This window comes from Stieleria mannarensis (assembly GCF_014154935.1).
In the GTDB taxonomy this organism is placed as follows: domain Bacteria; phylum Planctomycetota; class Planctomycetia; order Pirellulales; family Pirellulaceae; genus Stieleria; species Stieleria mannarensis.
Map to the genome: position 1 here is coordinate 32,376 of NZ_JACEHH010000039.1, position 14,901 is coordinate 47,276.

General features: G+C 60.1%; 11 protein-coding genes. 7 read left to right on the plus strand and 4 right to left on the minus strand.

The genetic code is table 11. The annotated features are described in order from the left end of the window. Nucleotide 1: 1 nt before the first annotated feature. Nucleotides 2-511 (minus strand): SET domain-containing protein, encoded by a 510-nt coding sequence (locus H1B37_RS23295; protein ID WP_182869310.1) that lies wholly within the window; start codon nt 509-511, stop codon nt 2-4. Between the two features lie 474 nt (nt 512-985). On the opposite strand from H1B37_RS23295, the gene H1B37_RS23300 reads away from it, so the two are divergent. The 6 genes from H1B37_RS23300 to H1B37_RS23325 all read left to right on the plus strand — a co-directional run bounded on the left by H1B37_RS23300 (nt 986) and on the right by H1B37_RS23325 (nt 8,057). Beyond that, nucleotides 986-1,732: an SDR family oxidoreductase gene (locus tag H1B37_RS23300; protein WP_182869314.1), complete on the plus strand. Its 747-nt coding sequence runs from the start codon at nt 986-988 to the stop codon at nt 1,730-1,732. A 119-nt stretch (nt 1,733-1,851) separates the two neighbouring features. Further along, the gene (locus H1B37_RS23305) at nt 1,852-2,793 is read left to right on the plus strand and encodes a PP2C family protein-serine/threonine phosphatase (RefSeq protein ID WP_182869317.1); all 942 of its coding nucleotides are present in this window, start codon (nt 1,852-1,854) and stop codon (nt 2,791-2,793) included. 118 nt (nt 2,794-2,911) lie between these two features. Then, entirely contained in the window at nt 2,912-3,871 is a 960-nt protein-coding gene (locus H1B37_RS23310; protein ID WP_182869319.1) for a DMT family transporter, read from the plus strand. Between the two features lie 346 nt (nt 3,872-4,217). Continuing rightward, the gene (locus H1B37_RS23315) at nt 4,218-4,796 is read left to right on the plus strand and encodes a hypothetical protein (protein ID WP_182869321.1); all 579 of its coding nucleotides are present in this window, start codon (nt 4,218-4,220) and stop codon (nt 4,794-4,796) included. Nucleotides 4,797-5,054: 258 nt separating this feature from the next. After that, on the plus strand, nt 5,055-6,302 hold the full coding sequence (locus H1B37_RS23320) for a tetratricopeptide repeat protein (protein WP_353620905.1): 1,248 nt from the start codon (nt 5,055-5,057) through the stop codon (nt 6,300-6,302). 516 nt (nt 6,303-6,818) lie between these two features. Beyond that, entirely contained in the window at nt 6,819-8,057 is a 1,239-nt protein-coding gene (locus tag H1B37_RS23325; RefSeq protein ID WP_182869323.1) for a S1C family serine protease, read from the plus strand. Between the two features lie 221 nt (nt 8,058-8,278). On the opposite strand, the gene H1B37_RS23330 is transcribed toward H1B37_RS23325, so the two are convergent. Further along, entirely contained in the window at nt 8,279-9,604 is a 1,326-nt protein-coding gene (locus H1B37_RS23330) for a PQQ-binding-like beta-propeller repeat protein (protein ID WP_286178074.1), read from the minus strand. A 386-nt stretch (nt 9,605-9,990) separates the two neighbouring features. Here H1B37_RS23330 and H1B37_RS23335 point away from each other — a divergent pair, with 386 nt between their 5' ends. Next, a complete protein-coding gene (locus H1B37_RS23335; RefSeq protein WP_182869325.1) occupies nt 9,991-10,170 on the plus strand; it encodes a hypothetical protein in 180 nt (59 codons plus the stop codon). Nucleotides 10,171-10,330: 160 nt separating this feature from the next. Here the strand turns inward: H1B37_RS23335 and H1B37_RS23340 are convergent, their stop codons facing one another. Both H1B37_RS23340 and H1B37_RS23345 read right to left on the minus strand, forming a co-directional pair. Continuing rightward, entirely contained in the window at nt 10,331-11,617 is a 1,287-nt protein-coding gene (locus H1B37_RS23340) for a DUF1559 domain-containing protein (RefSeq protein ID WP_182869327.1), read from the minus strand. 246 nt (nt 11,618-11,863) lie between these two features. Then, entirely contained in the window at nt 11,864-14,872 is a 3,009-nt protein-coding gene (locus tag H1B37_RS23345; protein ID WP_182869329.1) for an ASPIC/UnbV domain-containing protein, read from the minus strand. Between the last annotated feature and the right edge of the window lie 29 nt (nt 14,873-14,901).

Genomic DNA, 14,901 nt, shown 5'->3' on the forward strand with positions numbered 1-14,901 from the left:
GCTACTTCGCCTTCTTCTTCCGCCCGGCGATCTTTTTCATCTTCTTGACCTGATCCTCACCGACCACCCAGCCGCGACAATCCCGCGCGCCACAGCGACAGCGGGGGATCCACCACTGGGCTTCCCACTGGTAATCGAAACACAGTTCCGTACCCGGTTCGATGTTGCAGCGGGCGATCAGGCCGTTGGTCGTCGACGTGACCTGGATCAGATCACAATTCGGGCTGCAGGAATGGTTGATAAAGGCACCGGGGATGGCCGGTTCCAAATACCAATCGTCCTCTAAATGCATCGCGTAGGTCGATCCGTCGTATTCGGCCGCCGGGATCAACTGGCCCTTGATTTCGATCACCAGTTCGCCGGGAAGAAACTGACGCGATGCGAACACACCACAGCCCAGCTTTCCGCCGTGATCATACACGTACACATCGCGGTCTTCGTACTGGCGATACCCGTAGTCCTGGTCGACCGCCGACTGTAACTTCTTCCGTCGTTTCTTTGACAGTTCCATCTCTTGCCCAACTTCAACGTAACTCTCTTGCACCACGAAAACATACCCGATGCTTGCGACACATCAATCGCCGATCGCATAAAGATACCTTTTTGCTAGCCGCATGTTGAGTCATTGAAAGCGACCTTATGCCCCGCCACCCTTGCCGTACGGTAAAGCGAAACGAGACGCCAATGGGTTTCGTTCCGAATCGTGGCGTATCCAAGGTCGCGACGCTTGCCAGAGCGTGGAACACCACCTTCTGGCGAAGGTAGCTACGTTGGGCTCACGCGGCAGAATGTTTGGTGGACGTTTGCGCGGTCCAAACCGGGCTGCGGGCAAGAATTCTCGCTTGGGTGTAAGACGTCAGCCATCACGCGGTACTCCATGTTGTCGCCCGCAGCCGAAATGACCGTCATCGCGACGCATGTTTGCGATCCAGGTGTGGGCTGTGGCCGACGCCAGATTCCATCCACCACAGACAGGAGCATCTCCATGTCGATCGACGTTCAAAATCAAACCGTCTTGATCACCGGTGCAAACCGCGGCATCGGAAAAGCCATTTTGGAAACCGCGATCGCCCAGGGGGCCAAAAAGGTTTACGCCGCCGTACGGGATCCCGACTCCGTGGCCGGTCTGGTGGCCGAGCATGGCGATAAAATCGTCCCCGTCACCGTCGACCTGCAAGCCCCTGAAACGATTCATGACGCTGCGGCCGTTGCGACCGACGTTAACATCGTCATCAACAACGCCGGAATTCTGAGAACCAATGATGTGCTGTCACCCGAGGTCTTCGCCGATTATGAAGCGGAGCACCAAACCAACGTGCTGGGGTGGTTGCATGTCGCACAGGCATTCGCACCGGTGTTGAAGGCCAACGGAGGCGGCGCGCTGGTGCAACTCAATTCCGTCGTTTCGATCAAGTCGTTTTCCGACTTTGCCTCGTACTCCGCTTCCAAAGCAGCCAGCTATTCGCTGACCCAGGCGCTGCGAGACAGGCTGTCCGACCAACACACGGCGGTCGTCAGCGTTCATCCGGGGCCGATCAAGACCGACATGGCCCATAACGCCGGATTGGAAGCGTCAGCGGATTCGCCCACGGTGGTCGCCGAAGCCATCTTTGCGGCCCTCCGCGAAGGCCGATTCCACGTGTTCCCCGACGCGATGGCAAAAGAATTCGAATCGGCCTACCAGAGCTATGCCCAATCCGTTGTCGAAGCCGAGGTCACCGAGCCGGCCTGAGCGGAATTCCGCGTGGTTCTGCAAATCGGATTCTTGGACGCCGAGACGCTTACCGACGGTGCGTCCGCCGCTACAATTTGGACTGCCCCACAGTTTCGTCCGCGGCGAAGGTTCTGCAGATGCCTGATTCTGAATTCGAATTCACCCGATCGGAAACCTTCGGATTGACCGATGTCGGAATGAAACGATCGGTCAACCAGGATCAGTTCTTGATCGCGGAACTGAGCAAATCGATGCTCGTTTCTGCGTCCAGTTTGGCAGAGATCAACACCGGGCGTTTCTTCGGCGGCATTCAGGGCCAAGTCCTGTTGGTCGCCGATGGGATGGGCGGTCACGCGGCCGGTGAAAAAGCCAGCAGCATCGTGCTGCAACACCTGATCGGGCGACTGCTTAACAGTGTCCACTGGTTCTTCCAATCCGACACGGGATCGGAGGAAGAATTCATCAACGGGTTGCGTAATCTGTTGCGCGACGCGCACAGCCGACTGCTGGCCGAATCACGCGAAGACCGGGCGGCGGCCGGGATGGGGACCACGCTGACGATGGCCTACATCCACTGGCCGACCATGTACGTCGTCCATGCCGGCGACAGCCGATGCTACCTGATCCGCGACGGTGCGGCGCGGCAGATCACGACCGACCACACCCTGGCCCGACAGATGGTCGAAGCCGGCGGGATGAAACCCGAAGACGAAGCCGGTAGCCGCTGGAGCAACATTCTGTGGAATGTCGTCGGCGGAAACAACCAACGCAGTCTGTTGGCGGAAGTCCATCGCGTCGATCTCGAGAAAAATGATTCCATCGTGCTGTGCAGCGATGGCCTGTATCGCTACCTGGACGCCGACCAATTGCCGGTCGTGCTGGCCGAAGAACCCGACGCATCGGTGGTCTGCCGACAACTGGTCGACTTTGCCAACGAGCGAGGCGGAGAAGACAACGTCACCGTGATCGTTTCTCACCCGACGCCACGCAAACGTCTGGCCGCGAACGGTTCGATGATCGAAAGCGATCCGGCATGCAAAGAAACGTTTCCCGACATCCAAGACGAAACCGAGGCCTGATCCACTGTCCGCCGTCTCGTCTTCCCCCGGTCGGATTGCATGGTTCGGCCCCCTCTGCGGCATCGCCTCGGCCGTCCTGTACACCCTGACCAATATCGCGCTACGAAATTGCGTCGACGTGGACGCCTACCTCGTCTCGGCCGTCAAAGCCGCACCGACCGTCCTCGTGATGGGACCGATCGTCGGCTGGCTGTCGGTGCGTCCATCGCCGACGCTCTCGCCTAACGCACCCCTTGCCGAAGGAGCGTTGCGGCGATTCCCGCAGTTCATCCTGGCGTCCTTTCTGGCACAGTTCTTCGGTAATGCCGCCTTTCAAAAGGCGCTCGAGCGGATCGGATTGGCCGCCTCGGTCCCGATCACGCTGGGGGTGCTGATCGTCGGCGGAGCGATCTTGGGCGCCGTCCTGTTGAACGAACCCGTCAGCCGCCGCAAAGTCGTCGCGATGGTTACGTTGATCACCGCCGTCGTCGTGCTGTCGTTACCCGACGACGCCCTTTCAAAACCTCGCGTGATCGAAACCGACACATCCTCCAACGCAGCTGCAACACTGCCCGAGAAAACACTGCCCGAGAAAACACTGCCCGAGAAGACACTGCCCGAGAAGACACTGCCCGAGGCGATCGACGTGGTGGTCGGATCGCTGTGGGCGGCGGTCTCGGGACTGGCCTATGCGTTTTTCGGTGTGACGATGCGGCAGACGCTGCAAACCAGAATCCCGGCCCGAAACCTGATGCTCGTCAGTGGGCTGACCGGCAGCGTCGCGCTGTGGGCGTTCTGTTTCGCCACCTTGGGGACCGAAACGATCACCTCGACCAGCCCGTCACAGTGGATGCTGATGTTCACCGCAGGGTTCTTGAACTTTTCCGCCTTTGTTGCCATCACCACCGCGCTCCGACTGCTGCCGGTGGTCGCCGTGAACCTAATCAATGCGTCTCAGGTGGCGATGGCCGGGGTGGCCGGCGTGATCCTGTTCAACGAACCGATCACGACTCAGCTTGCCCTCGGCATCAGTTTGACCTTCATCGGCTTGATCATCCTGGCCCGCCGCACGCGGGCCCCAATCGTGATCACGGACTAGGGCTCCGCGGCGGCTTGATTTTCGGGGTAGTGGACGAATCGACGAGTCCATTCGGATTACCAGCCGCGAGGACTCCTCGCGTCGTCCACGACCATCGAGCCGAAGGATAGATGACGGGGCGTTGAAGCGAACTGTACCGATTATGCGGTCGTCCCGGCGGCAGGCAAAGACGGACCGGTCCGGATGCCGATGAGACCCAGGCGAGCGAACGGTTTGTCGTCTCGGAATATTCAAGAACCGGTGTCCCGAACGATTGCGAGCCCTCATTCGAAACCCCCTGCGGCTGACGAAGCACCCTCAGCCGTCTTTTGCAATCTCCCCAACCGGCGGAAGGAACTGCCTTATCATGCGATGCACTAGCTTTTATGGACGTTTGCTGATCGCTGCTGCTCTGATGTCGGTCACCACGACTTCGGTCAGCGCGAAATGGAACGATCACTGGAATCATTTCTGGCACAAGGTCGGAGTCGGATACGAGCGCAACAACGCGTGGCCCGACCCCTTCAACGAAATGGACGCCATGGCGGTGATCACCCCGTTCGAAGCGATGAAACAGAACGGCTGGATCCTGCACAACACGATCGGGCCGCATCAATTCCGAGACGGTGACGGCGCCCTGAAGACCTCCGGCCAAGAAACCGTGGCCTGGATCGCCCGACAAGCCCCGTCGTCGCGACGTCAGGTTTATGTCGTGCGTGCCGCAACGCCCGAAGAAACCGAAGCCCGGATCGCCTCGGTGCGCGAACTGCTCGCACAACTCGACGGCCCCGGCCCGCAAACCACCGTCGCCATCACCGACCGCGTCCCCCCGACCGCCTCGGGTGCCTGGGCGACCAAGGTCAACCGTACCTGGCTGGAAGAGTTGGCACCGCCCAAGTTGCCGTCCAGCAGTGCCGCAGGCACCTCGGCGGTCACGCAACAATAAGCGGCACATCGCAATCGCCCACGGCAGCCGGCAACAGCCTGGAATGCTAGCGACGCGACCTTACTTCTCCGCTCCAGATGGCGGTTTCCCCCTTCAGGGAAACCGCCTTTTTTCATGGAATCGGGGTCGAAATCCAGAGCGAGTTGAAGTCAGTTTGACAATCGGCCGATCCCTACAATCGGTGCCATCGGACTCACATGGGCACCGAACCGCTTCGCCCTACTCGTTGACTGCGATTGTCACGGGAGAAACTTTGTCGTGACTGACCCAACCAAGACGATTCGAAATCGACGACGAAACCGACTTGCCTCCGCGCTCGCGGCTTCATTGGTGATCGGTTGCGTCGGATCCACCACCGGATGCTCTAGCTCCATCGGCCCCCGAGTCGCTTCGTTGAACCCGTTCTCCAGTGCCCCGGCGACCCCCAGCGGTGAATCTGGCGGTTCGAGTTGGTTGAGCGGGCCTAAGAACGTCGGCACATCGATCGCCGGCACGGCATCGAAGTCGCGTGACATGGTCGCCGGTTGGTTCGGACGCTCCGACCAGGAAGACACCGACGTGAAAGAAGGCGATGCGACCGACCCGACCAGTTTGGCGCACAAGGCCGAAGTGACCCCCGAAGTCTTCGTCGCCAACGGACGGCTCTGGGAATCCACCGGCAACTATGAAAAAGCCATGGAAAGCTACGCCAAGGCACTCGAAAAACGGCCCAATGATCCCGACGCCCTGGCCAACATCGCGCGGCTGCATTTCCGACAAGAGAACAACGAAAAAGCGGCCGAGTACTTCGGCAAAGCGATCCAACAAAAACCCGACGACGCCGGACTTTACAACGACCTCGGACTGACGCTCAGCAAACTCGGCAACCATAACGCGGCCGCAACCACCATCGAACAAGCACTGCGGCTCTCGCCCGGATCCTCACGCTACGCCAACAACCTGGCCAGCGTGAAGTTCCAAGCCGGTGACCCCGCCGGCGCACTGGAAGTGCTGGTGAAAAACAACCAACCGGCCGTCGCACACTTCAACATGGCCTACCTGCACTACAAACGTGGCCAACACTCCGAATCGACACGTCACCTGAACCAGGCCCTGACCTACGCGCCCCAAGCCGCATCCGACGCGGCAACCAAACGCGCCGTCGAACGGTCCCGCGAACTGCTGGCCCAAATCGGCAACACCCCCTCAAACGCGTCGGCGATCGCAATGGCCGGTGCCGCACAATCAACGAAAAACAACCAAGCCGCCGCGGCCGCCGTCCAACAGGCCGCCCAGGGATTCAACCCGGGAACGCAGGTGCCGGGCTTCCAAAACGCCGTTCGTCCGGCATCGACCGACAACACGAACACCAACTTCGGCAACGCGTCCTACAAAACACCCGCGGCGACCGCAGGCGTCAATCCAAACGCCGGACCAGCCACCCCACAGGCCACCACGCCCGCGGCCATCGGCCCCAACAGCCCCGAAACGTTCGCCTTGCCGCCGAACTTCTCGATGCCCCAATAGGCTTCAAGTACAGCGTTCACCCTGCCTGGCAGAGGTCGTGCGGCTTGTTAACAATCAACCCTCCCTGGCAGGGAGGGTCGAGCGCAGCGAGGGAAGGGTCGATTCGTGGTGTTTGAGTGAATCAATGCCACAGCAAACCCTCCCCTGCTCCGAGCGCACACTCCTCCGCACCCCCTTCCTCCTGCCGCGTCATCCCCGGCGGCGTCGCTCTCCGACGCCCTCCTTGCTCGCCACAAAACCGCTTGATCGTTCTCTCCGGTGGCGAAAGAATTGACGGGTGATGAATCCTGCACTCGGTGATCAAGGCGGTCGCCGTGAGCGCGATTGTTGAAAAGCATTCTGGAGACTCCTATCGTGAATCGATCCAAGGTTTGCCCGTGCGCCCCAACTTTCCCACGCGTCCCAATTTGCCTGTTCGTTGCGTTCGTCCTGCCGTTGGCCGCGCCACCGTCACGTGCAGCTGCACAGTCTCTCGTCGATTTTCGCGAAGCCGTCCGCAGCACAGAACCTGCTCTGATGACCGTGATCATCGACGCGGCACATCAACCAGCCGATCGTGATGTTCCAGCCGATGCCGAGCAACCGCTGAATCCGCCGCAGGGGCGACGGCTCGAAATCCTTCGCCCCGACGGAGGGCCGCTTAATCAATTCCGCGACCGGATACCGCGACGTGCTGTCGATCGTCGCCCCGTGGAAACCAGCAGCGCGGCGTTTGCCATCGGTGATTCGATGATCGTCACCTTTGTGGCTGGCCCCGTGGACTCCGTGACCGTGCAAAACGCGGCGGGGGATCAAGCCGATGGCAAGGTCATCGCGATGGATCATGTGACCGGAATGGCCGTCATCCAGACAGACATTGCCCCCGAATCGGGACTGGTCGTCAGCGCCGCCGAAACCGAACCCGGGCAACCCGTGATCGCCGCATGGATCAGCGATCGTGGGCTGGTGACGGACTCGGGGATGGTTGCAACGCGCCCCATTGCGACCGCATCCGGCGTGGGGACCACACCGACGATCGACTTTGGGACCGGTCGGCAAATGACCGGCGCACCCGTGATCGACGCCACCGGAATCGTCGTCGGTGCCCTTGTCCCCAGCAATACCGGCGGCCTGGTGTGCGTCCGTTCGGCACACATTTTACGGCTGATCGAATCCGCCACCGGCGACACGCCACAAAATCTGAAACGCGGCTTGATCGGCATCCAATTCGAAGGCGACGGACCGCTGGTGCAACAAGTCAGCCCGGATTCCGCGGCGCAAGCCGCCGGCATCGCAGCGGGCGATCTGATCCGACACGTCGGCTCGACGTCCATCCGCGATGCCCAGGATGTTGTCGCGGCCGTTGCCGACGCGCGAGCCGGAGAATCCCTCGAGATTACGGTTGTCCGTGGCGATCAAACCCTGACGCTGCCCGTCACGCTTCAAGAACACCCAAACCAACAGATTGCACAACGCCAACCGTCCCGCAGCGCACTGCCGTTACAGCAAGCCTTTGAACTCCGCGACGGTCAACTCGTCCCCCTGGAAATCGACCCGAACGCCGATCCATTCCCACCGGGGATGCGCCGGTTCGAAATGGAAGATCTGTTCCGAAATTTCCAAACGCCCGGCGGACCGCTTTGGAGAATGCCGCAACCGGGCAAAGGCGATGATGACGGAACCAACCTGGATCGCAGCGACGTCGAAAAGACACTCAAAGAGCTGCAACGCCAAATGGAACGGCTGAATCAACAACTTGACAGCGAAAAGAATTGAGCCGGCGGAAGGCCGACGCGATCTCGCACTCGTCCGAATTGACGAGACCGACTGGGTAAGAAGATTTCGGGGGGTAAGAAAATCTTCCTACCATTCAACTGAATCGCTCCCGTCGTGTTTACGGGACGTCGCCACGCTCGCCAGAGGCTGGGAAATCGGCGACGATCCACCTTCTGGCGAAGGCAGCTACGATTGCTCTCGCGTGACGTGCAGCGTTGCGATCACTCGGCCCGCAGCGAGGCGCACACCAACTCGTTGTCATTCCGCGCGTAAATCATGCCGTTGGCGATTGCCGGATGCGACCACACCACACCGCCGCGACGCCGAAGTTGCTGTAGCGTCGGAGAAATCAACTTGGAACGCGATCGGATCTCGATGCCGTCTCGCGAGAGCGTGGTGAACAGCAATTCGCCTTGATCATTCAACATGATCTCGTCGTCACCGTTTCGAATCGTGTGCACCGTCGCCCAGCGGTTGATCGGGACGACCGATCGATCTTCCCAGATCCGATCGCCGGTCTCCAAGTCCAGACAACGAAATTCGCCATAGCTATCCGCTCCATAGATCGCATCGCCCTTGATGATCGGGCCACTGATCATCGCGTGCAACGCGTCGGTGTTCTTCTCGTCCTGGCCGATGCGGTGCCACAGCTTTTTCGCCGTCGGCGTGTTGATGTCCAACTCGATCAACATCGAACCGTCGTAGAACGATGAAACGAACAACCGATCGCCGCTGACGACGGGCGTGGGGACGCCGATCGGCATGTTCCGCGGCTTCATCTCAATTGACCAGAACACGTCGCCGGTTCGAGGGTCCAGCCCGCTGACACTTTCGCCCGTCCAGCAAACGACCACATCCTGGTCGCCTTGGCGGATCATGATCGGCGCGCTGTATCCGGCGCGTTCATCCAGGGCACGCCAACGTTCCTGGCCGCTGCCCAGATCAAACGCGACCAAACACGCCCCTCCGCGGCCACCGGTCACCTGGATCACCATGTCATCATGCACCAGCGGTGCCGCCGTGATGCCCCAATTCGGCATGCGGATCTGATAGTCCTGTTGCAGATCGCGACTCCAGATGACTTGGCCGGTCCCGGCATCCAAACAATTTAAACGCCCCATCCCGCCGATGGCGATCGCTTTGCCTTGATGCACCGTCACCGCCGCGCGCGGTCCCGAAGCTTCATAACCGATCTCGTAGCGGACGGGATCACTGTGTTGCCAAATCAGTTTTCCGGTCTCGGCGTCAAAGCAGAGCACGCGTTCGCGAATCTCGGGAGCTTCCCCTTGTCGATCGGTCAAATACACCGCTCCCTCACTGACCGTCGGCCCGCTGTACCCCGGCCCGACCGGCACCGACCAACGCAGCGGCATCTGTCCGGCAGGCAACTGCCGCACCAACGTCGGATCCTCGATCGTCGCATCACGTCCCACCCCACGCCACTGCGGCCAGTCCTCGGCATCGACCGATCCACAGGAAACCACCAGTATCGCCAGACCACAACACCACCCCGTCCCACGTCGCAAATCCACCCAGCGCATCATCATCTCCGTTTCCTCAAGTCATTCGATTTCTGCCTGACGCACAAAATTGTACCAACAGCAGTTGGCCAGCAGACGGACACTCTGCCCCCATCCTCCTGCCCCATCATTCTGCCCTCAAATCTCCCAACTCCCAACTCCCAACTCCCAACTCCCAACTCCCAACTCCCAACTCCCAACTCCCAACTCCCAACAACAGGCGGCCGCGGCAAAACCCTTGCCGCGTGCCAGTTCGAGCATCGCGCGGAACTGTGCGATGCGGACCTGTTTGAAATAGCGGCGTTTGGAATTCATCGCGGTCCCCCACCCCGGGACTCGATCGTCACCGGCCGACTTTGTATACTGTTGGCTTGTGTTTGGTGCAGAAACAAATCATTTAGCAAGGTTGAATTATGTTAAAATCTATGGGTTTGGTGTTCACATTCGCCGTGTCGATGTGTCTGGTCGGTTGCGGTGGAAACGAAGGCGGCAGCGTCACGGAAAATGCCGAGCAATCGGACATCGAAGCGTATGAAGCCGCCATCGCCGCCGAAGAAGCAGCGATGAATGAGGATTTCGAAGAGACCAAATAGGCGGCACCGGAATCCGTCTGCCCGGTGCCGAATTCAACTCCGCTAGATCGATCCTCTCCGGCGCAGCGATCGTCACCGCAGTGACACAACACAAAAAAACTCGGCTTCGCGGAGCGAAGCCGAGTTTCTTTTTTTGTCGATCCGGACGAGGACTTCCGAGCTACTGGTTCAGTTGCTCTTCGATCGTTTCACTGCTGGCACGTGTCCCTAAGGCACCCCACAGCCCGTAAGGACTTTGCGAGCCGGGAACGTTATTGTCGGCCGGCGTCCCGTTGAGATACACCATCGGGTTTCGGGAATTGCCCGCTTCGACCGAGTCGGTCATGAAGATCACCGCCCCGTCACCCATCAGCACGTGGGCACCGCCTTGGTGACGACTCGATGCCGAGCCGATCAGCGTGTTGCCGGTGTTATTGATGCCACAGATCTCCGAGTTGGGCGGCAAAATCGTTGACATCCCCGAGAACATGATCCGGAAGTCCGCCCAACGATAGCCGCGACCATTGCCTGCGCCGGTATCCACCGGAGCCGCGGGATCCCAGAATCGCGGTCGATCTGGATCGATTTGTCCTTGATCTTCACACCACTTGGGGTTTTGCAAGATGACCGAGTTGTTGTTACCGGCAAGGTTCGCGTTTCGCGTTTGCCGTCCGCGGATGTCTCGGTCCTGCAAGTCGGTGATGATCTCACCCATCATGATCGTGTTGGAAAGACCATCCAGGATGTCGCGGAACTTGGAATCCTTGTGCGGCACAAACGCACCACGGTCACAGGCGAGAGAATTCCGCGCCTGACCGTTGGTTTGCTTGGGCACCCAAAAGTCGGCACGGCTCATGCCGCGATCAAAATCGATCGGTCCGCGGACGGCCCAGTGGATCGAATCCCCCATGCAAGCACCGTAGTTAGTTCGTCCCAATGCCGGCAGACCGACGCCCGGATCGCTGGGGCAACGCAGGGTTGGGATTTCGGTGACCCACGGACGATAACGATTCAGGTGCGGCGCAGGCCCCATCGGCGGCCACGGGATCGTGTACGGCGTCGTCGGATCATTGGCATTGATGCGGTTCGGTTGGCTGATCTCGTTCCAGATCGCTTGCTGCTCCATGAACGGAGTCAACCCGACCAACGCACTCAATCGCCATGCGTTAGCGTCACCGTAACCGGTCCACCAGTTCGTCGTCGCACCGGCCGTCCCTTGATTCGCGTTTCCGCCGTCAGGACTGTCCGTTCCGGCACCCTGTACCGGCAACTGTTTGTAAGCAGAGTGGTAGTTGTGAACCGCAATCCCGATCTGCTTGAAATTGTTGCTGCAACTCATCCGCCGCGCCGCCTCGCGCGCCGCTTGGACTGCCGGCAACAGCAGCCCCACAAGAATGCCAATGATGGCGATGACGACCAACAGTTCCACGAGTGTGAAACCCTGACGTCGCTGAATACGTCGATTCATACGAAATCTCTCAAAACAAAGAATGGAAAAGGCAAGAGACCTAAAGGCAATCCTGGCTCCCAACGGAGCGGATTAGCTCGTTTTAAGATACCAAGCTCCATAAACAGTGTCCAACAATCGCCTCCGCAGTGCCACACTTTTCTCCCCCATTTGTCCGCATTCGCGTGGCTATTGCGCACAAACCCCCGCCAATGCCATTTGCAGCCCCCCCTGCCGGCATCAGTCGGTTCACGCAAGGCCGCCCCGCTAACGCGCCAACTCGAAACAATCTGCCTGGGACTGGACGATCACCACGCGACGGTCGGCGGCCACCTCGTTGAACCGCTGCACCTCGCCGTCGGGCCACTGGATCTCCAAGGTTGTCACGACCTCGTGTTCACCGAGCCCGAAACAGACCAGGGGCTGATTGCGGCACAGGTACCCGTCACCGGCCTGGACAACTTTGGTCAATCTGCGGTCCCCGATGGACACTTTGACGGACGCACCGATCGCGTCGCGTTCGGCGGTCGTGCCGACCAGCTGAAGTTGCAGCCAGTGGTACGACGTCGGCGTTTGATTCTCCAACAGCGCGACCGGCTCCAATAAATCAGTCACCACAAAGTCCACGCGTCCGTCGTTGTTCCAGTCGCACGTTGCCAGCGCCCGCGACAGGTGTCCCGATTGCCAGTACTCGGGATCTCCGCCCACTTCCTTGGCCACCAATCGCGACTGCTGCAGCGCAAACATCATCGTCGGCATCCGAAACGCGCGGCCTTCCCGCGAATAATCTTCGACGTGCCCGTTCCCGATCACCAGGTCTTCGGCGCGGTTGTTGTCATAGTCCAGTGCCTGCGTTCCAAAACCGAGCCGCTGGTAGGTCGGTTGATCCAAACCAAATGCGACCACCATGTCGTCGAAGAACCCGTCGCGATCCTGCATGTAGTGGTTGTTCCATTCCTTTTCGAAATTGGTCACATGCAAATCCGGTCGTCCGTTGAAGTCAAAATCTGCGACGGCGATCCCCATGCATCCCTGTGGAGTCCCGTTGGCACCGAACGCCACCCCACGCACCGCCGCTGTGTTTTGCCATCGCGCTCGGCGATCGGAATCCGCCACCGCACGCTGCCACAGATGATTGGCCAAACGATCGTTGGCGACAAAGATCTCGTTCTTCTGATCGCCATCGAGATCGGTCAACACGACACCCAACCCCGTCGCCGGTGCGACCTGCCCGCCACTTTCGATGGCGCCACTATCGATCGACCGGCCGGCCAGCGAACCATCACCGAGGGACAGGAACAGGCGGTCATGAGCGGGACGAAAGTCCAAAGGCGCCGGCAGCCGAACCGGTGTCCCGTCGGGGTTGTACTGGATCGGATCATAAATGCGCGGATCGTCGACGTAGTTGATTTCGACCAGATCCGGCAGGTGGTCTCCATTGACGTCCCCCATCGCCAGGCTGGTCGTGAACCGTGGTTGTTGCCAGAGCGGATCGCCGGGTTGCTCGTCGAACGTCCCGTCGCCCTGGTTGATCAACAATGTGTTTCGCATCAGATTGCCGACCACCAAATCGGGAAAACCGTCTTGGTTCCAATCTCCCGCCGTGATCCCGAACGTGAACCCCCGGTCGTCACCGTTGGCGGCCTCGGTCACGTCGATAAAACGACTTCCCAACGAGCGAGCCAACCGATTCGGACGCGTCCCAAGACCCTCCGGCGGATCGCCCGAGGCCTGCCCCAAATAAAAATCAACGTGCCCATCCAAGTCATAATCGATGCACGCCACTCCTGCCCCCAATTGTTCATACAAGCGAAACTCACGCCGTCGTTGCGTCGGAGCGTTGTGGTACGTGAACACCAAACCGACATGCGATGCGATGTTGGTAAACACCGGTTGGGCCGCCGGGTAACGAAGGTGCTCGGGCGGCCGATCCTTGACCGCCGCAGGTGCACGTTTGATTTCAGCGAGCGACACGTCACTGGGGAAACGCTGGGCGTCGATCCCGCACAAAACCTTTTGCCGATTGTCACGTTGGAAATCGTCCTCGTCAGCCATCGCAAGGGCTTGATCGAGTTGCCGCAGCGGACCCGCCGGCGCCCCCATCTTTACCAGCGTGATTCGATACCAGGCCAAGGCTTCCAGCGGCCGCCCCGCGTCGGTCAGCAACCGTGACAGTTCGTCGATCGCGGCAGGGTCCAGTGCGGCCCCGGAAAACAGCCCGCGGGTGATCGTCATCATGCGATCGATCAACACGCCGCGGTTGCGAAATCGTTCGGATTCGGCCCCGTGTCGGCCGGCCGATAACGCCTGGCGGATCCGGTCGGTCGCGGCCAAGTCGCCCGGTTCCCGCAACACCGCCTGGGCAAATTGCCCCGTGGCCAAATCGAACTCGCGCTGCCGCATCGCCCAACCGCCGAGTGCCATCCAATAACCGGGATAGCGTTGTGATTCCGGCGGTACCGTCCCCAACCATTCGTCGAACACCTCGTACCGCTGCGATTCGATCAGCATCTGCCCATAAAACGCCATCGCCGCGGGGTGTCGCCGGGCTACCAAGTGACTCGTTTCCAACACCTGCGACGCCTGCTTCACATCGCCTTCGCCGTACATCGCTCGTGCAACGTTCAACTCGCCCAAGGTTCGATTTCGTTCTACATCCTCCACGCTAGGTTTCTCATTCAATCCGACAAACGACCGAACGGGAAACATCAGCCCGCGAAGCTCGTCCGCGGTGGCTTTCCCACGGCGACAGAGCTTGCGAACATGTTCATTGGCGTCGAATCGGAATCCACGTCGATTCAAGATCGCAACCAGTTGATGGCGAACGTCGTCCAAATCGGCTTGCTCGTCGAGCAACGCTTCCAAGCGATCGATCGCCTGCTGCGGGCGCTGGGCATCGGCCAGCATCGCCGCGGCGCGCTGTCGCCATTTCCACCCCTCCTCGGCCGACAACCGGGCGGCCGAATCCAGCATCGCAACCGCCTCGTCCACTTGCCCCTGACCGTTCAACACACCGGACGCCAAGACCATCGCACCGGTATCGTCAGGATAGCGAAGAAGATGTGCCTGGACCGCCTGCATTGCTGCCGATGCATCACCCGACGCGATCAAACGACGGATCTTGGCCAGACTCTTCTGCGGTGACGCAGACTCGCGAGGCGGGTTAGGATCGACTTGCTCTTGCTTGCGGTCTGGTTCCGGTCCCGTCGCCGCCGACGAATCCGGACCACCACATCCGGTCGTCCAAAAAAGCAGAATCGACGCCGAAAGAATCAATCCAACCCTCGTCACACGATGCCCCAACG

Coding starts and splice junctions, on each gene's coding strand:
- H1B37_RS23295 (WP_182869310.1), bottom strand. CDS start 511: ATGGAACTGTCAAAGAAACGACGGAAGAAGTTACAGTCGGCGGTCGAC.
- H1B37_RS23300 (WP_182869314.1), top strand. CDS start 986: ATGTCGATCGACGTTCAAAATCAAACCGTCTTGATCACCGGTGCAAAC.
- H1B37_RS23305 (WP_182869317.1), top strand. CDS start 1,852: ATGCCTGATTCTGAATTCGAATTCACCCGATCGGAAACCTTCGGATTG.
- H1B37_RS23315 (WP_182869321.1), top strand. CDS start 4,218: ATGCGATGCACTAGCTTTTATGGACGTTTGCTGATCGCTGCTGCTCTG.
- H1B37_RS23325 (WP_182869323.1), top strand. CDS start 6,819: ATGACCGTGATCATCGACGCGGCACATCAACCAGCCGATCGTGATGTT.
- H1B37_RS23330 (WP_286178074.1), bottom strand. CDS start 9,604: ATGATGATGCGCTGGGTGGATTTGCGACGTGGGACGGGGTGGTGTTGT.
- H1B37_RS23335 (WP_182869325.1), top strand. CDS start 9,991: ATGTTAAAATCTATGGGTTTGGTGTTCACATTCGCCGTGTCGATGTGT.
- H1B37_RS23340 (WP_182869327.1), bottom strand. CDS start 11,617: ATGAATCGACGTATTCAGCGACGTCAGGGTTTCACACTCGTGGAACTG.